Here is a 23,710-nt window from a genome sequence, read left to right as displayed (position 1 = left end):
GGAAGCCGGACCCTTTTTCCCCAAAAGTCTTTTCTTCGGTTTTTCGTTTTCTTCTTTGGGGGGGGGAGGGGGGGGGGGTGGGGGGGGGGGGGGGGTGGGGGGGGGTTTTGGGGGGGAAAACCCAAAACCCCCCCCCACGACCCCCTCATGAAATCGCCCATCCGGGCATCAATCAGACATTGAGTCAGCGAAAAGTGTCCTTTGTGGACACTCAGGGGCACAGTCGGCTCCGATCGGCCAGTCCAGAACCACGGCCGCGAAGGCCGCCTCTGCCTTGAGTCAGCGAAGGGGTCCTTCACCACAGAGGCTCGGTCACGCCACATTTGCCTTACCCCTCAATATCAACGACAGCGGACGCGGCGGAGCCGCGGATCAGGACCTTGTCATCGAAGCCCCCAGAGATGCCCTGGACGATGAACCGGCTGGGCGGCTCCACCGCAAGCAGGCAGGAAAGAGCCGCCTAAAGCCGAACCCTTCAGATCCGGACGACACGCTCGGAAGCCCAAGTCTCGTAGCTACGAAACCGGTCACGGCCGGCAGCCATCTCGACCGCGCCGCGGAGCTCCTGCCGCACGAAGCGCACTCGAACCTGCGACGCACCCGACTTTCGGCACAGCAGTGAAAACGGAGACGAAATGGAGCCCAACAGGGCAAAATCAAATGTGAACAACGCTCACATAACGTGCCATATCGGCAGGTCAGTAGCTATTTTGATCTTGAGCCGCCAAGGGGGCTCGAACCCCTGACCTTCTGTTTACAAGACAGATGCTCTACCAGCTGAGCTATAGCGGCCGTGCCCAGGGCAGCCCGGGCATGGCCAGTATATCGGCGCCCGTTCAGCCGTCCGCAGGGCGCACCCAGGGCTCTCCGGCGACGGTCCGGAAGGCGTGCGCGAACGTCACGGCGGTCCCCGGATCGCGGCGGTCGGCGGCGTAGTACCAGTTCATCCGGACGGCTTGCGGGGTCACTTCGAGGACGCCGGGGCCATGCGAGTCGAGCTCGACGAAGCGCACGTGCGGGTTCAGCACGCGGATCGCGGCCTCCACCTTCAGCGAGCCGGTCCGCGGCGGGACTCCGAGCTGCTCGTCGATGTTGTCCGAGGTGACCGACGGGCAGACGAACTCCACGGCGACGCTCGTCCCGTCCCTCGGCACGTCGTTCGCCCACGACGAGTGGACGTCGCCGGTCAGGAACACCGTGTTGCCCCGGCCCTGTGCCGCGATGGTGTCGAGGACCCGGCGACGGTCGGCGGCGCAGCCGTCCCACTGGTCGGTGTTCACCGTGGTCGGCTGGCCGTCGAGCAGATCGTCGAGCGCGAGCCGTTCGCGGGTGGGCAGTGCGGGGATCTTGATCGGCGTGACCATCACCGAGTTCCCGATCAGATTCCAGGACGCGGTCCCGCGCGCGAGGCCATCCGGGAACCACCGCCGTTGCCCGGCGCCGAGGATGGCGCCCTCCACCGAAACCTGGCCGGACTGCCGGGTCCGGTACGTCCGCAGGTCCAGCATGGTGAGGTCGGCCCGCTTTTCGAAGCTCCAGCCCGAACTTCAGCCGCCGGTACAGCCGGTCGCCGCGGTGCCGCACCGGCATCCATTCGAAGTACGCCTGGTGCGCGGCCCGCATCCGGTCGTGCCAGCGTCCCTCGGTCGCCGGATCGTGTGACGGCGACCCGCCGGACCAAGCGTTGTCGGCGGCCTCGTGGTCGTCCCAGGTCGCGACCATCGGGTGACGGGCGTGCAGCCGTCGGAGGTGTTCGTCGGTCTTGTACATCGCGTGGCGTTGCCGGTAGTCCCCCAGGGTGATCAACTCGTTGGGCGGTACCGAAGGCCGAAGATCACCCGCAGGGTTGGGATTCCCTTCGTAGAGGTAGTCACCCAGGTGAATGAAGGCGTCCAGATCGTCGCGGTCGGCCAGGTAGCCGTAGGGGGCGAAGTGACCGACAGCCCAGTTGGCGCACGAGACCACGCCGAGCCTCAGGCTCGCGAGGTCCTCGTCGTGCGAAGGCGCGGTGCGTGTGCGCCCGGACGGCGAGACCTTCCCCTGAGCCGTGAAGCGGTACCAATACTCCGTCGACGCGCACAGCCCGCCCGCCGTCACCTTCACCGTATGGTCGCGTTCCGGCCCCGTCCGGACGTGACCGCGAGCGACGACGCGCGCGAATCCGGCGTCTTCGGCCACCTCCCACCGGACGTCCGCCGTCACCCCTTTTCCGGATCCCGGAACCGCGTCCGGCGACGGCGTGACACGGGTCCAGAGGAGGACCGAATCGGGCATCGGATCGCCCGACGCCACCCCATGCGCGAAAACCGGGGCCTCCGCCCCGCTAGATGCCCCCGAAAGGGTGAATGTCGCCGCTGTTCCGGCGGCGGTGAGCCCGGCCGCGCGAAGAACGGATCGCATGCTCACGGAGGACGCCATGGCATGCAGTGTGCCGTAAACCGGCGTGCCCGCGACGATCTTCCTCCGACGTGGTGGACGCCACTTCGGGTTTCCTGCAACGGTCGAGGCACCGGCCCCGATGCTCCTCGGGAAAGTCCCTCGAACCAGAGTGAGGAGGTGGATCGATCATGAAGATCAACGAGCACACCAAGGGAGCCCAGCGCGGCGAACGCGGTGCCGAAAAGAACCAGGACGAAACACCCGAACGTGGCGAATGGCTGCTGGAAGCGCCGCGCCAGCGTGACGGAGAGCGATCGATCCCCCAGGCTCGCTCGCACCGGCCGAATCTGCTGCGCCGCCGCGCCTGGCAGATCCTCGAGGCGCCGACGGCGGAGCAGCCCGCCGTCGAGACCGACGAGGCTATGGGCCCGAAGCCGCCCGACGACTCGACGGTCAACTTCGTCCTGGACCTCGCCCTGCGTATCGGCGAGGTCCAGATGTCGAGTGGCGCCGGCGCCTCCGACGTCACGGCGACGATCATCGCGCTGACCTCCGCGCTCGGCCTCCCGCACTGCGAGGTCGACGTGATCTTCACGTCGATCACGGTGACCTGCCACCGCGGCACCGACATGGCCCCGGTCACGGCGCTGCGCGTGGTCCGCTCGCGCAGCCTCGACTACACGCGGCTCACCCAGACCGAGACGCTGGTCCGCCGGATCGTCCGCGGCAACATCGGCGCCGAAGAGGCCCAGCAGGAACTCCAGCGGATCACCACCGCGCCACACCCGTACCCCCGCTGGGTGGCCACGGCCGCCTGGGGTGGGCTGGCCGCGTTCATCACCCTGATCCTCGGCGGCAGCCTCGACGTCGCCCTGGTCGCGCTGGTGATCAGCGCGGTCATCGACCGCCTCGGCCGCTTCCTCAACCGCTTCGCGCTGCCGTTCTTCTTCCAGCAGGTGGTCGGCGGCCTGGTCGCGACCCTGTCCGCGATGGCCATAGTCAGCAGCAACCTGCTCACCACGGACAAACCCACGCTGGTCGTCGCGGCGGCCGTCACCGTGCTGCTGTCCGGTCTCTCCACGGTTTCCGCCGTGCAGGACGCCATCACCGGCTATTACGTCACGGCGGCCGGGCGCACGATGGAAACCGCGCTGATGAGTGCCGGGCTGATCGCGGGCGTGGTGCTCGCGCTGAAGATCGCGGTGCTGCTCGGTCTCCCGCTGACGCCGCTGCCCGAGGTCGTCTCGTCGACGCCGCAGGACCTGCCGATCATCATCCTCGGCAGCGTCGGCGCGTCGGCCTGCTTCGCGCTGGCCTCGTACTCGACGCTGCGCGCGATGATCGTCGCGGGAGCGGCGGGCGCCATCGGCGGCGCGGTCTACGGCGCCTTGATGCTGACCGACTTCCAGGCCGTCAGTTCGTCCGCCGTCGCCGCCACGCTGGTCGGTTTCTGCGGCGGCGTGCTGGCCAGGCGGCTCAAGGTGACGCCTCTCGTGGTGGCTGTGTCCGGCATCACGCCCCTTCTCCCCGGCCTCTCCACCTATCGTGGTCTATACCAATTGGGCGTCGAGCCCGGCGGGAACATCTCGACGCTGATGACCGCGGTCGCGATCGGGCTTGCCCTGGCAGCGGGTGTGGTACTCGGCGAATACCTGGCGCAGCCGGTGCGCACGGGGCTCGGCAGGCTCGAACGCAAGTTCGCCGGGCCGAGGATGGCGGGCCCGATGGAACCCGCCGAACGACGCTTGGAGTGACCGCTCGGCGACCGGCCGTGGCCTCCTCGCGCGATAGGGTTTCCGCTTAGGGCAGCGACCCGCGAATCGAGGGAGCGGCTGGTGGACGAAGTGATTGCCGAGACGAGCAGAACGGCCTCCGCGGATTTCGTGGTGGTGGCGAACCGGCTCCCGGTGGACCTCGAACGGACCGCCGACGGAAGCAGGCGCTGGACGGCGAGCCCTGGCGGGCTGGTGTCCGCGCTCGAACCTTTCCTGCGGTCACGCAAGGGAGCCTGGGTCGGGTGGCCGGGTGTGCCCGACGTCGACGTCGAGGAGTTCGACGACGACGGCCTGGTCCTGCACCCGGTCTCCCTGACGTCGGACGACGTCCGCGACTACTACGAGGGCTTCTCCAACGCGACGCTTTGGCCCCTGTACCACGACGTGGTGGCACGGCCGGTGTTCGACCGGAGCTGGTGGGAGTCCTACGTCCGGGTGAACCGGCGCTTCGCCGAGGCGAGCGCCAAGGTCGCCGCCGAGGGCGCGACCGTGTGGATCCAGGACTACCAGCTGCAGCTGGTCCCGGCGATGCTCCGCGAACTGCGTCCCGACCTCCGGATCGGGTTCTTCCTGCACATCCCGTTTCCCCCGGTCGAGTTGTTCATGCAGATGCCGTGGCGGACCGAGATCGTCCGCGGCCTGGTCGGGGCCGATCTCGTCGGGTTCCACCGGCCGGGTGGCGCGCAGAACTTCCTCTGGCTGGCGCGGCAGCTGGCAGGCCTCGAGTCCAGCCGCGGCGCGGTCGGCATCCGCACCCGCCCCGGCCTGATGCAGGTCGGCGACCGCACGGTGCGGGTCGGCGCGTTCCCGATCTCCATCGACGCCATCGGCCTCGACAGACTCGCCAAGACCAAGGGCGTCGCCGAACGCGCCGCCCAGCTGCGGCGCGACCTGGGCAATCCGAAGAAGGTCCTGCTCGGCGTCGACCGGCTCGACTACACCAAGGGCATCGACCTGCGGTTGCAGGCGCTGCACGAGTTGCTGCACGAAGGCCGCGTCCGCCCGGAGGACGTCACGTTCGTCCAGCTGGCCACCCCGAGCCGTGAGCGCGTCGAGCACTACCAGCGGATGCGCGGCGACATCGAGCAGATGGTCGGGCGGATCAACGGCGAATTCGCCCGCGTGGGTCACCCGGTCGTGCATTATCTACACCAGTCCGTGAACCGGACTGAGCTGGCCGCGTTCTTCTCCGCGGCCGACGTCATGGTGGTCACTCCCCTGCGTGACGGGATGAACCTCGTCTGCAAGGAGTACGTCGCCTGCCGCCACGACCTGGGCGGCGCGCTCGTGCTTTCGGAGTTCGCCGGCGCCGCGGCGGAGCTCACCAGCGCGCTCCTGGTCAACCCGCATGACCTGGACGGGGTGAAGAACGCCTTGGAGACTGCCATTACGCTCGACCCCGCAGAGGGACGCCGCCGTATGCGCGCCATGCGTCGACAGGTCCTCACGCATGACGTCGACCGCTGGGCGCGCTCGTTCCTCCAAGCGCTCGGTGCCGAACCGGCCGACTGATTCCCCCAACCCCCGCTACGTTCCCGAGGAGAAATCGTTGACCGCCGAGGCACTGCCCGCCGAGCTGCGGCGCGCGATCGTCCAGGTCGCGCGCACCCCGCGGTTGCTGGTCGCCTGCGACTACGACGGCACGCTGGCTCCGATCACGGCCAATCCGGACGAAGCCCGGCCGCTGCCGGAATCGGTAGGCGCGCTCAGGTCGCTGGCCGGCCTGCACGAGACGACCACCGCCGTCATCTCCGGCCGCGCGCTGCGTGATCTCGCCACCCTGTCCCGTCTCCCGGCCGAGGTGAACCTGGTCGGCAGCCACGGGTCCGAATTCGACATCGGCTTCATCCACGCGCTCGACGACAAGGCCCGCGAGCTGCACAGACGACTCGAAGCCGAGCTGGAGAACCTGGTGCTCGACGTACCGGGCGTCTCGCTCGAGGTCAAGCCCGCGAGCATCGCGGTGCACGTCCGCCGCGCCGAGCACGAGGCGGGCCGCCGGGTCCTGCGCGACGTCCACAATGGACCCGCGCAATGGGAGGGCGTGTCCACGACCGACGGCAAGGAGGTCGTCGAGCTCGCGGTCGTCCAGACGGACAAGGGCCGCGCGCTGGACACCCTGCGCCACCAGGTCGGCGCGACGGCCGCGGTCTTCCTCGGCGACGACGTCACCGACGAGAAGGCGTTCGCACGGCTCTCCGGCCCGGACCTCGGCGTGAAGGTCGGCGACGGCGAAAGCCTCGCGCAATACCGGGTCCCGGACACCGTCGACGTCGCGATGGCGCTCGCCTTCCTCCTCGAAGAGCGGCGTAACTGGCTGTACGGCGAGCAGGCGCCGCCGATCGAGCGGCTTTCCATGCTGGCCAACGAACGTTCGGTCGCGCTGGTCACGCCGGACGCCCGGCTGACCTGGCTGTGCCATCCCGGGCCCGACGCGCCCGCGATCTTCGCGGACCTGCTCGGCGGGGCCGGCGCCGGACACTTCTCGATCAGGCCGCACCGCAACGGCCTGCCGCTCGGGCAGCGCTACCTGCCTAACACGATGACGGTCGAGACCCGCTGGTCGCGGCTGCTCGTCACCGACTACCTCGAGCCGGAGAGCCCCGCGCACCGCACGGATCTCGTCCGGGTGATCTCGGGTGAGGCGGCGGCGGAGATCGTGTTCGCGCCGCGGCCCGAATTCGGTGGTGTGCCGGTGAAGCTGGTCGCCCAGGGCGATGGGATCCTGGTGCAGGGCACCTCGGAACCGTTCGCGCTGCGCTCGCCGGGCGTGGAGTGGGAGATCACCTCCGACGGCATGAACGACACCGCGACGGCGCTCGTCACCCCGACCCCGGACAACCCGGTGGTACTCGAACTCCGTTGCGGCACCTCGGACCTCGGCGCGCACGAACTGTCCGAAGTGGATCGGCGGGCCCGTGCGGGCGAGTACTGGAGCACCTGGGCGCGGACGCTCAAACTGCCCGGCGTCCAGACCGACCTCGTCGGCCGCTCGGCGCTCACGCTGCGCGGGCTGGTGAACACCGACACCGGCGGCGTGCTCGCGGCGGCGACGTCCTCGCTGCCGGAGGAGATCGGCGGCGTCCGGAACTGGGACTACCGCTATTGCTGGATCCGTGACGCGGCCATGACCGTGCGCGAACTGGTCCACCTCGGCTCGATCGAAGAGGCGGAAGGCTACCTCCGCTGGCTGCACGGCGTACTGTCCACTTTGGCCGGTCCGGAACGGCTGCACCCGCTGTACACGTTGGCGGGCAGCGTGATCGGCGCCGAAGCGGTCATCGAGTCGCTGCCCGGGTACGCCGGTTCGCGGCCGGTCCGCGTCGGCAACCTGGCGAACCACCAGGTCCAGCTGGACGTGTTCGGCCCGGTCGTCGAACTCGTGCAGACGTTGGCGGCGGCGCGCGGCGAACTCCGCGACGAGGACTGGCAGATGGTGCGCGCGATGGCCGAGGCCGTCACGCGGCGCTGGAACGAGCCGGACCACGGCATCTGGGAGGAGCGGCACGTGCCGCGCCACCGGGTGTACTCGCGGGTGATGTGCTGGGTGACCATCGACAGGGCGATCAAACTGGGCGAGATCTACGGCCGCGAGGTGCCGGGCGCGTGGCCTTCGCTGCGTGACGAGATCGCCGCGGACGTGCTGGAGAAGGGCTGGAACGAAGAGGTCCAGGCCTTCACGACCGCTTACGACGGAACGGATCTCGACGCCGCGTCGCTGTTCGTCGGGCTGACCGGGCTGATCGATCCGGCCGACCCGCGGTTCCAGTCCACGGTGACCGCGATCGAGGCGGAACTGCGCAGCGGGTCCACTGTGTACCGTTACCGCCGCGACGACGGCCTTCCCGGCGGCGAGGGTGGTTTCCACATCTGCGCGGCCTGGCTCATCGAGGCGTACCTGCTCACGGGGCGGCGCACCGAGGCCGAGGAACTGTTCACGCAGATCGTCGACGCCGCGGGCCCGACCGGGCTACTGCCCGAGCAGTTCGACCCGATCGCGGAGCGCTCGCTGGGCAACCACCCGCAGGCGTACTCGCACATCGGGCTGATCCGCTGCGCGAACCTGCTTTCCCAGTAGCCCGCGCTTCCTGACGTTCGGGGCCGCGGTGTCTGTTCTCAAGGTCGTGAAGGCCTCCTTCCCTACACTCAAGGTAGGGAAGGAGGCCTTCACGGCACCTCCGGACCGCAGGCGATGCGGGGAAGTCCCCTTCAGCCGCCGGCGACCGACGGGATGATCTGGACTTCCTTCACCCCGTCGAGAGAGGTCTTGGCACCGTCGAGACGGCGGCACTCCTCACCGTCCACATAGAAGTTCACGTAGCGCCGCAGCGCGCCGGTTTCGTCGCGCAGACGGCGTTCCAGCGCGGGGAACCCGGCGCCGAGCGAGTCCAGGACGCCGTCGAGCGTCGAAGCCTCGACTTCGAGCGCGCCGCGGCCGTCCGCGAGCGGCCGCAGCATCGCGGGCAGCAGGACCCGGACCACCTAGACCACCTGGGCCCGCACGCACAGCACGTCCGGCAGATGCGCGGCCACCTGATGCCAGGTGTCGCCTTCATCGGGGCTCGCCCACACTTCACCGGATCGCGTGCCGAAGTAGATGCCGTCCCGCGAATCGACGCACATCCCGTCCCGCAGCACTCCCGCGTAGAAACCCTTGTCCGGCAGGCCGTTTCCGAGCCCCGTCCAGGTCTCGCCCGCGTCCTCGCTGCGGTAGACCCGGCAGCGGCCCTCCGGCGGGAAGCGGAGAACGTCGGCCACCAAAGGGAAGTTGTAGACGGTGTCCGGTTTGGACGGATGGACGACCATGGCGAAGCCAAAGTCGTTCGGCAGGCCGCCCGCGATCGACTTCCACGTCTTCGCGTCGTCGTCGCTGCGGTACACACCGCCGTGGTTCTGCAGGAAGAACCGCTCGGGGCGCGACGGATGCATCGCGACCTTGTGCACGCACTGCCCGAATTCGGGCTCCTCGCCGGGCAGGAAACCGGCGCTGATCCCGCGGTTGGACGCCGTCCAGCTCTTGCCGCCGTCCTCGGTGCGGTAGACCCCGCCCGTCGACATGGCGACGGTGATCCGCCCTGGATCCGTGGGATGCGGCAGGATCGTGTGGATCATCTGGCCGCCGCCACCGGGAGTCCAGTGTGGACGGTGCTCGTGATCCCAAAGCCCGCGCACCAGCTCGAAGGTCTCTCCGCCGTCCTCGGACCGGAACAGCGCCGACGGCTCGACACCGGCGTAGATGACGTCACCGGCGAGCACGATCTGCCAGATGCCTTCGAGCGCGGTCTCCGTGCCGGCGGGGAAGGCGACCGGCGCGCGATCGGGTTCGGACCAGGTCTCGCCGAAGTCCTCCGACGTCGCGATGGTCGGGCCGAAGTGTTCGTTGACCGCGGCCGCGTAGACCTTGGAGGGGGCCAGCGCGACCGCTCGGACGGCCTCCATGGGGAACTTCGGTTCGGAGATTTCCCAGTTCTCGCGGTCCTCGCTGCGGGCGAGGAACAAGCCCTTCCTGGTACCGATCCCCAGCTGGAACTCCACGACGCCATCCTCTCGGTCGACACTGTGACTCAGGTCACCGTACTACCGGAAGCGCGTGAAGGCGTCGCGCCGGCTGCTGTCCAAGGGGTCGTGGCCCTCGCCTTCTCGGGAGAACGAGGGTCACAGACGAACAGCCGGCGCGACGGGTTCCGGGGGCGGTCAGGTCCCGCTGATCAGGCGCAGCGCCAGATCGGGGCTGAACTGACCGGCTTCGACGTTCGGCGCGATCCCGCATTTACCGTCGGAGTCACCGGGCACCTTGACCCAGAGCAGCATCTCGGCGCCGCCGCCGGTCTGCGAGGTCGCCCCGAGCTTGCGCCCGGCCGGGTTGCACCATTCGGAGCCCAGCGGGCCGTTGCCGTTGCGGCTGGTGTCGATCACGAACGGCTTGGTGTAGCCGTACTTGCTCGACAGCGCGGCGCTGACGGCCTTGCCGTAGTTCGCCGAGTCGGCGGTGGTCTTGTAGTTCGACACGTTGATCGCGAGACCGCGGATCGACTTCACTCCGACGGCGTTGAGCCGGTCGGCCATGGTCGCGGCGGGGATCCAGGTCGAGTTGCCGCCGTCCATGTACGCCCAGGTGTTCGGCGCCTTGGCGGCGAACTGCTCGGCGGCGTACCTGAGCAGGTCGAGGCGGGTCTGGCGCTCGCCGACGGGCAGGCAGTCGACCTGCGCGAGCGCGTCCGGCTCGATGACGACGACCGCGGGCTTGCCGCCGATACCGTCGGCGAAGTTCGAGATCCAGGTCCGGTACGCCTCCGGGCTGCCCGCGCCGCCACCGGAGTGACCACCGCAGTCGCGGCCGGGGATGTTGTAGGCGACCAGGATAGGCAGCTTGTCGGCCACGTCGGCGGCGTAGGTGTAGCCGTCGACGGCGGTCTTGACGTTCCCGCTCCAGTTGCCGAACCAGCGCGCGCCCGCCTTGGTGGAGATGGCGGCCTTGATCTTGTCGGCGGTGCCGCCCGGGTGATCCCGCACCCAGACCGCGGGGTTGGAGTTCGGGTCGACGTAGAAGCCGTTGGTCTTCTCAAGGGGGTTGCCGTCGGCGGCCTGGGCCGGCGCGGCGATGAGGGCCAGCAACGAGGCGGCCAGCAGACCGAGCGTCTTGATGCGCATGCCCACCAGCCTCGAGCCCTCCCGTACAAGATTCGTACAACCCCCGCGTTTCGTCCTCTGAATGCGGTCCTTGCGCGTGCAAGTAACGCATTCAGAGGACGAAAAGCGGCAAGGGTCAGGCCGAGTACCCCTTCGGCGGGATCAGGGTGGCGAGCTGGTTGAAGGTGAGCCAGTAGATCTGGTTGCCGCCGAAGTTGGCCGGGTCGGCGATCTTCACCGTCATGTTGTCGCTGTTGTAGCCGATGATCGTGAAGTAGTGGTAGATCGTGTAGTTCGGGTAGCCCGGCGGGTGGTTGTTCGCCGGGGCGACGATGTTCGCGACGATCGCGTAACCGTTGTTGACGTCCAGCACGATGTCGCGCCACAGGAGATCGCGCTGCGCCTGGGTCGGAGGGTCGTTCGGCATCTCCTTGGTCTCGTACCAGCCACCGGCGACGTGGTTGTTGAGGACGCGGGTGACCTGCCCGATCCAGTCGGTGCCGTTGGTGCTGGTCGGCAGCTCGTTCGCGAGCTGCTGCTGGCTCGGCGGGTTGCCGTTCTTCGCCGAAATGGCGATGCGAGTGGCGGCCGGGCCGCACCAGTACCCGGTCTCCTGGATCTGGTACTGGATGTTGAGCTCCGCGGCCGCCCTGACCCCTTCGACCTTGGCGGGCGGCGCCATCGACTTCACGAAGTCGGGCGCGGGTACGACGTTCTCGCCTTGGGCGACGGCCGCCGCGGGAGCGGTGATCAGTGCGGACACCGCGAGCGCGGCCACGACCGCGGTCCTGAGTCGACGCATGGTAATCCTTCCCCAGTTTCACTTTTGAATGGTGAATACTGAACATGATCTCCGGTCCCGCGCCTTTTGCCTACGGCGTCACCTGCGCTTTCCCTGTTCGGCCTACGACGAAAGTAGGATCGGATGAACGCTCCGGGGGTCATCGGGCAATAGCGATCGTGCAGGTGATGAAAGACGATCACGAGCAGGCCGGCACGCGCGGGCTGGACAGGCCGGATCTCGGTGGTCCGGATCCCGCACCCGTCTTCGGTCTGCTCTTCGACGCCCACGCGGCCCCGCTCCAGCGCTATCTGGCGCGCCGCGTCGGCACGGAGACCGCGCACGACCTCGTCGCCGAGACGTTCCTCGTGGCGCTCCGGCGACGCGAGACGTATCGCCCCGAGGCAGGCACGGCGCGCGCGTGGCTCTACGGGATCGCGACGAACTTGCTGCGCCACCACGTCCGCACGGAGACCAGGGCGCTCAACGCCACGGCCCGGCTCGCGGCCGCCGACCAGACGGTCACGGCCGGACACGACGGCCGCGTCGCCGAGCGGGTCGACGCCCAGTCCCGCGCGGCCCAGCTGGCGGGCGCACTGGCCGAACTGAGCGTCGCGGACCGCGACACCCTGCTGCTGGTCTCGTGGGCGGGGCTGGATCCCGGCGAGGTCGCCGAGGCCTTGGGAATTCCCGCCGGGACGGTCAGATCGCGGCTGCACCGGATCCGAAGATGGTTGCGCGCCAACGCACCGGAGTCCACAAAGGACGATTCAAGGAAAGAGGAGGAGGGCGAAAGTGCACGGCGGTAGCATCCGGAAGGTGTGGTCCGAGGCCGAACTCGACGAAGCGCTGGCCGGCCTCCACGCCGAGCCGGAAACCCGGCAGGACGAACTTTCCCGCGCCAGGGCGGCGCTCCTGCGCGCCGCCGGCGACGTCGAGGACGAACTCCTTCCCGTGACCGCGCCGCCGGTGAAGAAGCGGCCGGGCGCTTGGCGATGGATCGCGGCCGCGGCCGCCGCGGCACTGGTGTCCGGCGGCGGGATCGTGGTGACGAACGTCCTCACCGGCGACGACGGCCCGGACCCCGCGGCCCATTCGACCGTCACCCAGGGCGAAGACGCCCTCGAAGTCCTCCACGGCGACGACTTCCCGATCCGGGACGACCAGTTCCGGCTCGTCACCGAGTCCACGTGGACCACCCATGTCACCAAGACGGGGCTCGTCTACCAAACCCACGAGATCCTCGAACGCTGGCTGCCGCCGCGCAGCTGGATGCCGATCAAGACGCGCTTCACCGGAACCGGCGAGATCCGCTGGGTCAAGGGCGACTACCAGACGGCCAAGGCCCTTGGCGAAACACTTCCGGGCCCGTCGTCACACGTCACCGTGGCGGATGCCCGGCCGCCGCGAACCACCACCACGGCACAGGTGCCTCCGCCGGTGAAGACCTCCGAGGATCGGCTGCCGTCGGAAAGCGGGTGGACCGACCCGACGCCGGAGTTCCTCGCCGAACTGCCCGCCGACCCGACGAAGCTGTCCGAACGGCTCCGCCGTGACGGCCTCTGGCCGGACGGCCGCTCACCGGAGCAGGTGAACTCCACACCCGAGATGTTCGAGATGGCCTTCAAAGTCCTCCGTTCCTCCCAGGGCTTCGGCGCGCTGCGGGTGGCACTGTGCAAAGCGCTCGCGAGAATGCCCGGCGTCGACGTGGCGAGCGTGGTCACTCCCGGCGGACGGCCCGCGGTGTCCTTCACGGTCGCGTTGCCGGACCAGACGCGCACGTTCGTCGTCGACCGGGCGACGGCCGCCGTCGTCGGGAATCGCGCCGTCCGGTCCAACGGCCAGGACGAGGGCTGGCCGGGGCTGACCTTGTTCGACACGTCGATCTCCGTGGTGATCACCGAGGACGGCGGTCCCAAGCCCAGCTAGCGCGCGTGCTTGGCGGCGTTGAGCGCGCTTCCGACGTCCGGGACCTCCAGCACCCTGATCCCGGGCGGGATCTTGCCGGAGTCCGGCGGCACCAGCGCGTAGGTGAAGCCGAGGCGGGCGGCCTCCGCGAGCCGCCGCCCGACGCTCGGCACCCGCCGGACCTCGCCCGACAGCCCGACCTCGCCCATCGCGACGAGCTTGGGCGAGAGCGGCGTGTCCCTCGCCGACGAGATCAGGGCCAGCACCACCGCGAGGTCGATCCCGGGTTCGGTGATCTTCATGCCGCCGACCGTCGCCACGTAGACGTCCTTGTCGCCGACCTTGATGTTCGCCCGCTTCTCGACCACGGCCAGCACCATCGCGACACGTGCCGAATCGAGGCCGCTCACCGCGCGCCGGGGCTGCGGTGACTGGGTCGCCGACACGAGCGCCTGCACCTCGCCCAGCAGCGGCCGCTTGCCCTCCATGGTCACCGTGACCGCGGTGCCCGCGACCGGCTCCGCGGTGTGGCTGAGGAACAGCCCCGACGGATCCGGCACGCCGACGATGCCCTCCTCGACCAGTTCGAAACAGCCGATCTCGTCGGCGGCGCCGAACCGGTTCTTGATGCCGCGCAGCATCCGCAGCGTCGAATGTTTGTCGCCCTCGAACTGCAGGACCACGTCGACCAGGTGCTCCAGCACGCGCGGCCCGGCGACCGAGCCGTCCTTGGTGACGTGGCCGACCAGCACGATCGGCAGCCCGCGCTCCTTGGCCAGCGCGACCAGCCCGGAGGTGACCGCGCGGACCTGGGTGACGCCGCCCGGCGCGCCCTCCACCTGCGGCGAGGCCATGGTCTGGACGGAGTCGACGATCAGCACACCCGGCTTGACCGCGTCGACATGCCCGAGGATCGCGGAGAGATCGCTCTCGGCCGCGAGGAACATCTCGTCGTGGACGTTGCCGGTGCGCTCGGCGCGCAGGCGCACCTGCCCCGCCGACTCCTCGCCGGTGACGTACAGCGCGCGGCCCGCGGTGGCCGCCCATTGGTAGGCGACCTCCAGCAGGAGGGTCGATTTGCCGACACCGGGCTCGCCCGCGAGCAGGATTACCGCGCCCGGCACGAAGCCTCCACCGAGTACCCGGTCCAGCTCGGAGACGCCGGTGGGCTTCGCGCGCGCCGTCTCGACGTCCACCTCGCCGATCGGGCGCGCCGGGGCGCTGGGCGCTCCCGCCGCGACCCTGGCTATCGCGGGACGGGCGTCGCCGCGTTCCTCGATGGTCCCCCACGCCTGACATTCCGGGCAGCGCCCGACCCACTTCGGCGCCTCGTATCCGCATTCACCGCAGCGGTAGGTGCTGCCTTTCTTGACCACCCCGCGAGGCTAGCGGCCACCACCGACAAACCCCGGCAGCGACGCAAGTACGGGAAGGCCCCCTTCATCGCGCCTGGCGCGATGAAGGGGGCCTTCCCGTACTTGCGAGGACTTAGTGCCCGCCGCCCTTGGCTTCCTTCTCGGGCGCGGGCGCCCTGCTGCCCGGGTGCGACGGCGCCGCGACCGGCAGGTCCACCGTGATCGAGCCGGAGTTCTTGAAGACGAAGGTGACCTTGATGGTCTGGCCCGCCCACACCGGCTGCTTCAGCCCCTGCAGCTCGATCGTGGCCTTGCCCACCTGGTCCGGCGCGTTGGTCGTCTCCGGGCCCGCGGACGGCGTGACCGTCCCGGCGGAGCTCGACGACGGGGCGCCGGACGACGAGGGGGCACCCGAGGACGACGCCGGCGCGGAGGACGGGGCGCTCGTCGGGGCGACCTCCTTGGTCGACTCGACCGCGTCGGACGGGCCGATCACGAGCGCGTGGCTCGCGGCGACGACCTTGGACCCGGTGATCTTGGCGTCACCGGTGGCGGCTTCGGAGGAGACGGAGACGAGCTCGTCGTCCAGCTTGCCCTGGTTCACGATGGTCAGCGTCAGCGGCGCGGCGGAACCGGCCGGGTACGCCTGCCCCTCGGCCGGGAACTGGAGCGCGGCGTTCCGCAGCACCAGGTCCTTCGCCTGCGCGTACGTCCCGTTGACCGCGGGCTGCTGCGAGTCGGTCTGGGTGATCTGACCAGCACCGCAGCCGGCGAGCACGAGCGCGGCGCCGAGCGCCAGCACACCTGCGCCGAACACGCGACGATTCTGCAGCCTCACGTCGGAGTCCTTCCATCTCACGGCCTCTTCACCGCGAAGACTAGCCGGGCGCCTTCGCGGGCCAAGAACCCGGTGCGTGTTGACACCCCACCAATGCGGTGACGTGCCCAAGATCAACCGTCCACAAAGGATTTGGAAATCGTTCGCTTCTCACCAGCGTGAGCATGGGCGAATTGGGTTTGTCAACCCCCGGGCGGAGCACCGTCAGGCCGCTGACCTGCGACGACGATCGCGGGCCGCTAGGTGGGCCTCGTCGGCACGTGCTAAGATGAATTCAGCGAAAGGGGCAGAGGACACATGGTTTTCAAGGTCGGAGAGACCGTCGTCTACCCGCACCACGGTGCCGCACTCATCGAAGCCATCGAGACCCGCGTGATCAAGGGCGAGGAGAAGAAGTACCTCGTCCTCAAAGTCGCGCAAGGGGATCTTACGGTTCGCGTGCCCGCTGACAACGCCGAGATCGTCGGCGTTCGTGATGTCGTCGGGCAAGAAGGACTGGACAAGGTTTTCGACGTTCTGCGTGCTCCGCACACCGAAGAGCCCACCAACTGGTCTCGTCGGTACAAGGCCAACCTCGAGAAGCTCGCCTCCGGCGATGTGAACAAGGTGGCCGAAGTGGTGCGCGACCTCTGGCGGCGAGAGAAGGACCGCGGACTTTCAGCCGGCGAGAAGCGCATGCTGGCGAAGGCGCGGCAAATTCTGGTCAGCGAGCTGGCGCTCGCGGAGGGCACCGACGAGGACAAGGCTGAAGTCCTCCTCGACGAAGTTCTGGAAACCGCGACAGTCTGAACCGGCGGGTGTCCCACGCCAGGTGAGGCTGCGGGGGATACCTCTACGATCGCGCACATATGAGCACCGTCCATATGAGCACAATCGCGTTCGTCACTGTCGTTCGGCACCATGCCTCCGACGCGGAGCTCGCTCTCGCGCCGGTCAATGGTGAAGCGCTACTCACGCACACTGTGCGGGGGCTGCTCGCTCTGCCGGATCTCGATCTGGTGGTCGTAGCGGCCCCCGAGCGGTGTGCTGATTTGTTTTCGGCCGCTTTGCGCGGCTTCGAGGAGCGTTGCCGGATAGTACCCGGCGCGTCACTGGAGCATGCTTTCGACACCGTCGAAAAAGAGATCACCGGGAATCCGGTCTTCCTCGTGCACGACGCCTTGCGCGCCTTCACCCCCGCGGACACGATCCGTGCCGTCGCGGAGGCGGTCCGTGCGGGCTCGCCTTTCGTGGTCCCGGTACTTCCGATGGCGGACACCGTGAAGGTGACCGACGCGGCGAAGGTGATCACAGGCACCGAAGACCGCGCATACCTGCGCACGGCCCAAACCCCGCTCGGCTTCACCCGTGAGACTTTTCTCTCGTATGCCGCCGAGCCGTCTCTCGACGGCGCGCACACCATCCCGGGACACCCCGACGCGATGCGCGTCACCAACGCGTTCGAACTGAAACTGGCCGAGGCGATCGCGGTGGCCGGGGCAGCAGAGGAAGTGCTGTGATCCGCGCGGGGCGCCCCTCCCCGATTCCCGAGGTGAGTCGCTAACGTGCGCCCTGGCGACGCGATCGCGGTCGCGCGCAACCGGCGAAGAAAGAGGAAACCCTGTGAGGATCGGCAACGGCGTCGACGTCCACCCCGTCGAGGCGGGCCGCGAATGCTGGATCGCCGGTCTCCTCTGGCCCGGCGTCGACGGTTGCGCGGGCCATTCCGACGGCGACGTCGCGGCGCACGCGTTGTGCGACGCGCTCCTGTCCGCGGCCGGGCTCGGTGACCTCGGCGCGGTGTTCGGCACCGGCGACCCGCGCTGGGCGGGCAAGCACGGCGTCGAGTTCCTCGCGGAGGCGCGGCGCCTGGTCGAGGCGGGCGGTTGGACCGTCGGGAACGCGACCGTCCAGATCGTGGGCAACGCGCCGCGTGTAGGAAAGCGTCGCGAAGAGGCCCAGAAGGTGCTGAGCGAGGCCGTCGGCGGGCCGGTGAGCGTGTCCGGGACGACGACCGACGGGCTCGGCCTGACCGGACGCGGCGAGGGCATCGCGGCGTTCGCGACGGCGCTGCTCCTGCCCTCGCAGGAATAGCCGCCGCCGGGAGCCGGTTCGGGCTGTCATGGCAGTCACACGTCCCGAACCGGTCCGCGAACTGGTGGACGGCAAGAACTTCGCGACCGTGGCCACGCTGGACGCCGACGGCGGCCCGCAGACCTCGGTCATCTGGGTGGGCCTCGACGACGGCGATCTGGTCTTCAGCGCCACCGAAGACCGGCTGAAGGTGCGAAACCTGCGTCGCGATTTTCGCGCGAGCGTGTCGATCACCGACGCGGAGAACCCGTACCGGCACACGCAACTCCGCGGCACGGTCACGATCACCCCGGATCCGGGAAAGACGTTGCCGAAGACGCTCAGCCACAAGTACCTCGGATCGCCGGGAACGTCCGGTGATTAGGCTTCCGGCATGGGTGTGACCTTCAACGACGCGACCAAGAAACTCCTCGACGGCAACAACTTCCCGGTGCTGGCGACCGTCAACGCCGACGGCTCCGCGCAGACGTCCGTGCTGTGGGCGAGGCGGGACGGCGACACGGTGATCTTCGCGACCGTCCGCGGCCGTCTCAAGGAGCGGAACATGGCCAGGGACCCGCGGGTGTCCGTCTCGGTCTTCGACCAGGAGAACCCGTACGACTACGTCGAGATCCGCGGCACCGTGGAGATGACCGACGAGGGCGGGCGCGAGCTGATCAACGAGCTCTCGCACAAGTACCTCGGCAAGGACTACCCGGAGGAGCCTGCCGACGTCGTCCGCGTGCTGGTCCGGATCACGCCCACCAAGATCACCGGCAACGCCGCCTGACACGCGCCATGAAAGGTCCTTTCCTTGCAAAATCTGCAAGGAAAGGACCTTTCATCTCACACGCGAGGGGAGGCAGGAACCCCACGATCGTGGCTAATGTGGAGCCCGTGACCTTTCGCGCTGTGTTGTTCGACTTCTCCGGCACGGTCTTCCGCCTCGAACAGGACGAGACCTGGCTCGCCGACCTCACCGACCACGAGGGCGAGCGGCTCGACATCGAGGCCCAGACCGAACTGATGCGCCGGATGACCGCGCCGGTCGGCCAGGTCGTCGATCTCGACGAGGAGCACCTGCACGCCTGGAACCACCGCGATCGCGACCCGGTGCTGCACCGGAAGGTGTACCTCGAGGTCCTCAAGCAGTCCGGGGTGCCGCACGCCGACCAGGCGGTCGCGCTCTACACCCGGCTGATCGATCCCACCCAGTGGACGCCGTACCCGGACACCGAGGCCGTCCTCAAGGGCGTCTCCGGCAAGGGCGTGAAGCTCGGGGTGCTGAGCAACATCGCCTTCGACATCCGGCCCGCCTTCGGCCGCCGTGGCTGGGACGCCTACGTCGACGAGTTCGTCCTGTCGTTCGAGGTCGGAGCGGTGAAGCCGGAGCCGGAGATCTTCCGCGCGGCCGTCGAGCGGCTCGGGGTCGACCCGGCGGAAACGCTCATGGTCGGCGACAGCGAGGAGGCCGACGGTGCCGCGCGCGAGATCGGCTGCGCGTTCGCGCTGGTAGAGCCCCTGCCGACGACCGAGCGGCCGGACGCCCTGCTCAGCGTCATGCGTGCCCATAACGTGCTGTAATACGGTCACTGCGACACCGCTCACGCCGACCCCGTACCCTTTTAGGGTGGCACTACACCTCTATGACACGGCGACCCGGAGCGTGCGGGAATTCCATCCCGCCCGTAGCGGAACGGCGTCCATGTACGTGTGTGGTGCCACCGTGCAGGGTGTTCCCCACATCGGCCACGTCCGCGGCGCGCTGAACTACGACGTCCTGCGCCGCTGGCTCGTCCACAGTGGACTCGACGTGCTGATGGTCCGCAACGTCACCGACATCGACGACAAGATCCTCACCAAGGCCGCCGCGGCGGATCGTCCCTGGTGGGAATGGGCGGCCACGCACGAGCGCGCCTTCGAGTCGGCGTACGAAGCCCTCGGCTGCTTGCCGCCTTCGATCGCCCCTCGGGCGACAGGGCATGTCACGCAGATGGTCGAGCTGATGCAGCGGCTGATCGACGGCGGGCACGCGTACGCCTCGGGCGGCGACGTGTATTTCTCGGTCAAGGCGTTCGATGGCTACGGCGATCTCTCCGGCCAGAAGCTCGACGAGGTCCAGCAGGGCGAGAGCCTCGGCGAGGGCAAGCGCGACGCGCGCGACTTCACGCTGTGGAAGGCCGCGAAGCCGGGCGAGCCGTCATGGCCGACGCCGTGGGGTCCCGGCCGTCCCGGCTGGCACCTCGAATGCTCGGCGATGGCGACCACGTACCTCGGCGCCGAGTTCGACATCCACGGCGGCGGCGTCGACCTGGTTTTCCCGCACCACGAGAACGAGCGCGCCCAGTCGAACGCGGCGGGTGACCCGTTCGCGCGGTTCTGGCTGCACAACGCCTGGGTGACCATGTCCGGCGAGAAGATGTCGAAGTCGCTGGGCAACACGGTCTCCATCCCGGAGATGCTCAAGGACCACCGGGCGCCCGAACTGCGGTACTACCTGGTCCAGCCGCACTACCGGTCGACGATCGAGTACTCCGACGGAGCGCTCGCCGAAGCCGCGCAGGGTTACCGGCGGATCGAGCAGTTCCTCCGCCGCACGGCGGGCATCACCGGCGCGGTCCACCTCGGCGAGATCCCGGACGGGTTCGCCGCCGCGCTCGACGACGACCTGGCCACTCCGCAGGCGTTCGCAGTGCTGCACAACACCGTCCGCGACGGTAACGCCGCCCTCGACGCGGCCGACAATTCCAAGGCACTCGAAATCGCCGCCTCCGTGCGCGCGATGACCGACGTGCTCGGCCTCGACCCGCTCTCCGCGCGCTGGTCCGAGGCGGGCGGCGATGAGACGCCCACCCGGCAGGCGCTGTCCGAACTCGTGGAAGGGCTGCTCACCGAACGGCAGAAGGCCCGCGCCGAGAAGGACTTCGCCCGTGCGGACGCCGCGCGTGACCGCCTCCAGCAGGCGGGCATCGTGGTGGAGGACACGCCGAACGGTCCACAGTGGACCGTCAAGGACGTCTGACACTTACTCGGTTTCTAGCTCAAGGATTCTCACTGATGGCAGGCAACTCCCGGCGCCAGGGCGCTATTCGCAAGCCCGGCACGAAGAAGGGTCAGGTCGTCGGCTCCGGCGGCCAGCGCCGGAAGGGCCTCGAAGGCAAGGGCCCGACGCCCAAGGCCGAGGACCGGCCCGGCCACAAGGCGTACCGGATGGCCAACGCGCGTGACCGCAAGGACCAGGCGCGGCAGAAGAAGGCCGACAAGCCGGAGCTGATCGCCGGGCGCAACCCGGTGGTCGAGGCGCTGCGCGCCGACGTGCCGGCCACCGCGCTGTACGTCGCGATCAACATCGAGATCGACGACCGCGTGAACGAGGCCGTCCGGCTCGCCGGCGACAAGGGCATCTCGATACTGGAGATCCCGCGCGAGGAACTCGACCGCAAGACCAACCGGGCCATGCACCAGGGCCTCGGCCTGCAGGTCCCGCCGTTCGTCTACGCCGACCCGCGCGACCTGATGGCCGTGGCGAAGGACTCGGGGCAGACCCCGCTGTTCGTCGCGCTCGACGGCGTCACCGACCCGCGCAACCTTGGCGCGGTGATCCGCTCGGCCGCCGCGTTCGGCGCGCAGGGGGTCCTCCTGCCGGAGCGGCGCAGCGCGGGCATGACCGCGGTCGCGTGGCGGACGTCCGCCGGCACCGCGGCCAAGCTGCCGATCGCCGTCGCGACCAACCTGACCCGTCAGCTGAAGGCGTGGAAGGACGACGGCCTGATGGTCGTCGGCCTCGACGCGGACGGCTCGGTGGACATCGACGAGCTCGACCTCGCGGCGGATCCGCTGGTCATCGTGCTCGGCTCGGAAGGCCGCGGCCTGTCCCGGCTGGTGCGTGAGACCTGCGACGCGACCGTGTCGATCCCGATGGCGGCGGGCGTCGAGTCGCTCAACGCGTCGGTCGCTGCCGGGGTGCTGCTGGCCGAGGTGGCGCGCCGCCGTCGGCTCGCGGGACGTGTCTGACCCCCGCACTTCGTCACACGGTGCGGGGTGCGGTGACTCTTGGTGAACCCGCGTCCGCGATCGACGTCGGCCGGGCGGGTTCACGAGTGTGGTCACTTTTCCGGGCCATCTCAGCTCCGCCACCAGGCGCTCAGGCTAGGGTCACCAGCGGATAACGCGTAACCGCCCTGGGGGACCCCGCACCGATGTCGTTCATTTCACCGCTGTTCCTGTGGTACTTCATGCCGGCGGTCCTGCTCGCCGTACTGGTGTGCCCGCGCGGCTGGCGGAACGGCATCGTCGCGGTCGGCAGCCTGATCTTCTACGCCACCGGCGCCGGGCCGTACACGCTGGTCCTGCTCGGCTGCATGGTGGTCAACTTCCTGGCCGGGCCCGCGCTGGAGCCGAACGCGTGGGATCTGCAGAACAAACGGCGCAAGCGGCTGCTACTCGGGGTGATCGGCCTCAACGTCGGCATGCTGCTGATCTGGAAGTACGCGGGGTTCGCGACGCAGCAGATCGCGGCCGTGACGCACTGGTTCGGCGGCGGTTTCCCGGTGGCCGACCTGGTCATCCCGATCGGCATCTCGTTCTACACGTTCCACCACATCTCCTACGTGGTGGACATCTACCGCGGTGAACGCCGCGCGCTGCGCGACCCGGTGTCGTTCGCCGCGTACATCGCGATGTTCCCGCAGCTGGTGGCCGGGCCGATCGTGCGGTTCCGGGAGATCGCCGACCAGCTGCCGCAGCAGCGGTCCCACCGCCTCGACGACATCGCCGCCGGTTTCCCGCGGTTCGCCCTCGGGTTGTGCAAGAAGACGATCATCGCGGACTCGCTCAGCCCGATGGTGGACGCCTGCTTCAACACGCCACCCGACCAGATGACCTTCGCGATCGCCTGGCTCGGCGCGATCGGGTACACGCTTCAGCTGTTCTTCGACTTCTCCGGGTACTCCGACATGGCGATCGGGCTCGGGCGCATGCTCGGCTTCCGGCTACCGGAGAACTTCGCGAGACCGTACTCGTCGGTGACCATCACCGAGTTCTGGCGGCGCTGGCACATGTCGCTGTCGCGCTGGTTCCGCGACTACGTCTACATCCCGCTGGGCGGCAACCGCACCGGCGCCGGGCACACGTACCGGAACCTGTGCATCGTGTTCGTGCTGACCGGGTTCTGGCACGGCGCGCAGTGGACGTTCCTGATCTGGGGCATCTATCACGGCGCGCTCCTGATCGTGGAACGCGCTTTCGGCTACGACGTCACCCCCAAGTCGCAGGCCGCCCGCATCGGCCGCCGCGCGCTGACGCTCGTGCTCGTGGTGTTCGGCTGGGTGTTCTTCCGCGCCAAGGACCTGCCGCACGCGCTCGGCATGATCGGGCACATGGTGCTGCCGGACTTCACGGGCCTCACCGACGTAGTCGAGAGCGCGGTGACCAACCAGCGGCTGGTCATCCTGCTGTGCGCGCTGGCGATCGTGTTCCTGCCCGCGCATCCGGTGACCGGGCCGCTGCTGGAGTCCTCACGGAGCCGCCCCGCGACGGCGCTGCGGATCGGCGTCATGACCGTCGGGCTGGTGTACGCGGCCATCCTGATCGCGACCGGGACGTTCAGCCCGTTCCTCTACTACCAGTTCTGAGGGAGCCCGAGAATGACCGACCTGGCCGCTCAGCCCGGCGTGATCCCGTACGTCGACAACCACGACGGCCCACGCCGCCTGCTCACCGTCGAACTGCGTCCGTTCCCCTCCAGCTCTGTGCCGTACGCCCCTATCGTGAGCATCGACGGCAGGCAGTTCGTGGTCTCCTGGGGTGCGGTCACGTTCGAGATCCCCGCCGACCGGAACGTCCACGTCAGCGCGCATCTGCACACCAACTACGGATCACAGGCCGCCGCGACGCCTTTTGCCTCGATCGTCCTGGCTCCCCATCCGGAGCCGGTCCGGCTGACCGCCCAGTTCACCGGTTCCGGTGGTTCGATGTTCCCGGTCGGCTAGCT

The 23,710-nt window shown here is 68.9% G+C and carries 22 protein-coding genes, 1 tRNA gene and 1 pseudogene; 15 read left to right on the top strand and 9 right to left on the bottom strand.

Features of this window, described 5'->3' with window-relative positions:
- Positions 1 to 719: 719 nt before the first annotated feature.
- The 3 genes and pseudogenes from AC069I_RS09675 to AC069I_RS09665 form a co-directional block, all read right to left on the bottom strand.
- A tRNA-Thr gene (locus AC069I_RS09675) sits at positions 720 to 792 on the bottom strand.
- 44 nt (positions 793 to 836) lie between these two features.
- A complete protein-coding gene (locus AC069I_RS09670; RefSeq protein WP_478265142.1) occupies positions 837 to 1,508 on the bottom strand; it encodes an alkaline phosphatase D family protein in 672 nt (223 codons plus the stop codon).
- 91 nt (positions 1,509 to 1,599) lie between these two features.
- Positions 1,600 to 2,274 (bottom strand): annotated as a pseudogene (locus AC069I_RS09665) (alkaline phosphatase D family protein); the annotation flags it as partial.
- A gap of 293 nt (positions 2,275 to 2,567) precedes the next feature.
- Between AC069I_RS09665 and AC069I_RS09660 the strand changes: the two are divergent.
- From AC069I_RS09660 to otsB, 3 genes are all read left to right on the top strand, one after another.
- Complete coding sequence (locus AC069I_RS09660; RefSeq protein ID WP_478229320.1) at positions 2,568 to 4,133, top strand: threonine/serine exporter family protein; 1,566 nt, start codon at positions 2,568 to 2,570, stop codon at positions 4,131 to 4,133.
- Positions 4,134 to 4,214: 81 nt separating this feature from the next.
- Complete coding sequence (locus AC069I_RS09655; protein WP_340686352.1) at positions 4,215 to 5,666, top strand: alpha,alpha-trehalose-phosphate synthase (UDP-forming); 1,452 nt, start codon at positions 4,215 to 4,217, stop codon at positions 5,664 to 5,666.
- 37 nt (positions 5,667 to 5,703) lie between these two features.
- Positions 5,704 to 8,232 carry a trehalose-phosphatase gene (gene otsB / locus AC069I_RS09650; RefSeq protein WP_478265141.1) on the top strand — a complete coding sequence of 843 codons (2,529 nt, stop codon included), beginning with the start codon at positions 5,704 to 5,706 and terminating at the stop codon, positions 8,230 to 8,232.
- Between the two features lie 131 nt (positions 8,233 to 8,363).
- On the opposite strand, the gene AC069I_RS09645 is transcribed toward otsB, so the two are convergent.
- The 4 genes from AC069I_RS09645 to AC069I_RS09630 form a co-directional block, all read right to left on the bottom strand.
- Positions 8,364 to 8,636 carry a MoaD/ThiS family protein gene (locus AC069I_RS09645; RefSeq protein ID WP_478229318.1) on the bottom strand — a complete coding sequence of 91 codons (273 nt, stop codon included), beginning with the start codon at positions 8,634 to 8,636 and terminating at the stop codon, positions 8,364 to 8,366.
- A complete protein-coding gene (locus AC069I_RS09640; protein WP_478265140.1) occupies positions 8,637 to 9,689 on the bottom strand; it encodes a WD40/YVTN/BNR-like repeat-containing protein in 1,053 nt (350 codons plus the stop codon). It lies immediately after the preceding gene.
- A 159-nt stretch (positions 9,690 to 9,848) separates the two neighbouring features.
- Entirely contained in the window at positions 9,849 to 10,805 is a 957-nt protein-coding gene (locus tag AC069I_RS09635; RefSeq protein WP_478265139.1) for a glycoside hydrolase family 6 protein, read from the bottom strand.
- A 115-nt stretch (positions 10,806 to 10,920) separates the two neighbouring features.
- A complete protein-coding gene (locus AC069I_RS09630; RefSeq protein ID WP_478265138.1) occupies positions 10,921 to 11,586 on the bottom strand; it encodes a C39 family peptidase in 666 nt (221 codons plus the stop codon).
- Positions 11,587 to 11,744: 158 nt separating this feature from the next.
- Here AC069I_RS09630 and AC069I_RS09625 point away from each other — a divergent pair, with 158 nt between their 5' ends.
- Positions 11,745 to 12,374, top strand: coding sequence for an RNA polymerase sigma factor (locus AC069I_RS09625; protein ID WP_478265137.1), 630 nt, complete (start codon positions 11,745 to 11,747; stop codon positions 12,372 to 12,374).
- On the top strand, positions 12,361 to 13,494 hold the full coding sequence (locus AC069I_RS09620) for a CU044_5270 family protein (protein WP_478265136.1): 1,134 nt from the start codon (positions 12,361 to 12,363) through the stop codon (positions 13,492 to 13,494). Before AC069I_RS09625 ends, AC069I_RS09620 begins: the two co-directional genes overlap by 14 nt.
- Here the strand turns inward: AC069I_RS09620 and radA are convergent.
- Positions 13,491 to 14,849, bottom strand: coding sequence for a DNA repair protein RadA (gene radA / locus AC069I_RS09615; RefSeq protein WP_034310209.1), 1,359 nt, complete (start codon positions 14,847 to 14,849; stop codon positions 13,491 to 13,493). The genes AC069I_RS09620 and radA overlap by 4 nt on opposite strands.
- Positions 14,850 to 14,961: 112 nt before the next feature.
- Complete coding sequence (locus tag AC069I_RS09610; protein ID WP_478229312.1) at positions 14,962 to 15,666, bottom strand: copper chaperone PCu(A)C domain-containing protein; 705 nt, start codon at positions 15,664 to 15,666, stop codon at positions 14,962 to 14,964.
- A 297-nt stretch (positions 15,667 to 15,963) separates the two neighbouring features.
- Between AC069I_RS09610 and AC069I_RS09605 the strand changes: the two genes are divergently transcribed.
- The 10 genes from AC069I_RS09605 (at position 15,964) to AC069I_RS09560 (ending at position 23,708) form a co-directional block, all read left to right on the top strand.
- Entirely contained in the window at positions 15,964 to 16,455 is a 492-nt protein-coding gene (locus tag AC069I_RS09605; protein WP_004559016.1) for a CarD family transcriptional regulator, read from the top strand.
- A gap of 74 nt (positions 16,456 to 16,529) precedes the next feature.
- Positions 16,530 to 17,165: an IspD/TarI family cytidylyltransferase gene (locus AC069I_RS09600; RefSeq protein WP_478265135.1), complete on the top strand. Its 636-nt coding sequence runs from the start codon at positions 16,530 to 16,532 to the stop codon at positions 17,163 to 17,165.
- 103 nt (positions 17,166 to 17,268) lie between these two features.
- The gene (ispF, locus tag AC069I_RS09595) at positions 17,269 to 17,739 is read left to right on the top strand and encodes a 2-C-methyl-D-erythritol 2,4-cyclodiphosphate synthase (RefSeq protein WP_034310203.1); all 471 of its coding nucleotides are present in this window, start codon (positions 17,269 to 17,271) and stop codon (positions 17,737 to 17,739) included.
- Positions 17,740 to 17,767: 28 nt separating this feature from the next.
- Positions 17,768 to 18,103 carry a PPOX class F420-dependent oxidoreductase gene (locus AC069I_RS09590; protein WP_478265134.1) on the top strand — a complete coding sequence of 112 codons (336 nt, stop codon included), beginning with the start codon at positions 17,768 to 17,770 and terminating at the stop codon, positions 18,101 to 18,103.
- 9 nt (positions 18,104 to 18,112) lie between these two features.
- Positions 18,113 to 18,508, top strand: a complete 396-nt coding sequence (locus AC069I_RS09585; protein WP_478229309.1) for a PPOX class F420-dependent oxidoreductase — start codon at positions 18,113 to 18,115, stop codon at positions 18,506 to 18,508.
- Positions 18,509 to 18,615: 107 nt separating this feature from the next.
- Entirely contained in the window at positions 18,616 to 19,302 is a 687-nt protein-coding gene (locus tag AC069I_RS09580; RefSeq protein ID WP_478265133.1) for an HAD family hydrolase, read from the top strand.
- Between the two features lie 46 nt (positions 19,303 to 19,348).
- The gene (cysS, locus tag AC069I_RS09575; protein ID WP_478265132.1) at positions 19,349 to 20,740 is read left to right on the top strand and encodes a cysteine--tRNA ligase; all 1,392 of its coding nucleotides are present in this window, start codon (positions 19,349 to 19,351) and stop codon (positions 20,738 to 20,740) included.
- 35 nt (positions 20,741 to 20,775) lie between these two features.
- Entirely contained in the window at positions 20,776 to 21,732 is a 957-nt protein-coding gene (rlmB, locus tag AC069I_RS09570; RefSeq protein ID WP_034310192.1) for a 23S rRNA (guanosine(2251)-2'-O)-methyltransferase RlmB, read from the top strand.
- A 185-nt stretch (positions 21,733 to 21,917) separates the two neighbouring features.
- Positions 21,918 to 23,351, top strand: a complete 1,434-nt coding sequence (locus tag AC069I_RS09565) for an MBOAT family O-acyltransferase (protein WP_478229306.1) — start codon at positions 21,918 to 21,920, stop codon at positions 23,349 to 23,351.
- A 12-nt stretch (positions 23,352 to 23,363) separates the two neighbouring features.
- Positions 23,364 to 23,708: a hypothetical protein gene (locus AC069I_RS09560; RefSeq protein ID WP_340686341.1), complete on the top strand. Its 345-nt coding sequence runs from the start codon at positions 23,364 to 23,366 to the stop codon at positions 23,706 to 23,708.
- Positions 23,709 to 23,710 lie beyond the last annotated feature (2 nt).

The organism is Amycolatopsis sp. NPDC043885, assembly GCF_056435685.1.
This window is presented reverse-complemented; position numbering and strand designations above follow the sequence as displayed.

Coding starts and splice junctions, on each gene's coding strand:
- AC069I_RS09600 (WP_478265135.1), top strand. CDS start 16,530: ATGAGCACAATCGCGTTCGTCACTGTCGTTCGGCACCATGCCTCCGAC.
- AC069I_RS09635 (WP_478265139.1), bottom strand. CDS start 10,805: ATGCGCATCAAGACGCTCGGTCTGCTGGCCGCCTCGTTGCTGGCCCTC.
- AC069I_RS09670 (WP_478265142.1), bottom strand. CDS start 1,508: ATGCTGGACCTGCGGACGTACCGGACCCGGCAGTCCGGCCAGGTTTCG.
- AC069I_RS09585 (WP_478229309.1), top strand. CDS start 18,113: ATGGGTGTGACCTTCAACGACGCGACCAAGAAACTCCTCGACGGCAAC.
- AC069I_RS09630 (WP_478265138.1), bottom strand. CDS start 11,586: ATGCGTCGACTCAGGACCGCGGTCGTGGCCGCGCTCGCGGTGTCCGCA.
- rlmB (WP_034310192.1), top strand. CDS start 20,776: ATGGCAGGCAACTCCCGGCGCCAGGGCGCTATTCGCAAGCCCGGCACG.
- AC069I_RS09590 (WP_478265134.1), top strand. CDS start 17,768: ATGGCAGTCACACGTCCCGAACCGGTCCGCGAACTGGTGGACGGCAAG.
- AC069I_RS09560 (WP_340686341.1), top strand. CDS start 23,364: ATGACCGACCTGGCCGCTCAGCCCGGCGTGATCCCGTACGTCGACAAC.
- AC069I_RS09605 (WP_004559016.1), top strand. CDS start 15,964: ATGGTTTTCAAGGTCGGAGAGACCGTCGTCTACCCGCACCACGGTGCC.
- AC069I_RS09660 (WP_478229320.1), top strand. CDS start 2,568: ATGAAGATCAACGAGCACACCAAGGGAGCCCAGCGCGGCGAACGCGGT.
- AC069I_RS09565 (WP_478229306.1), top strand. CDS start 21,918: ATGTCGTTCATTTCACCGCTGTTCCTGTGGTACTTCATGCCGGCGGTC.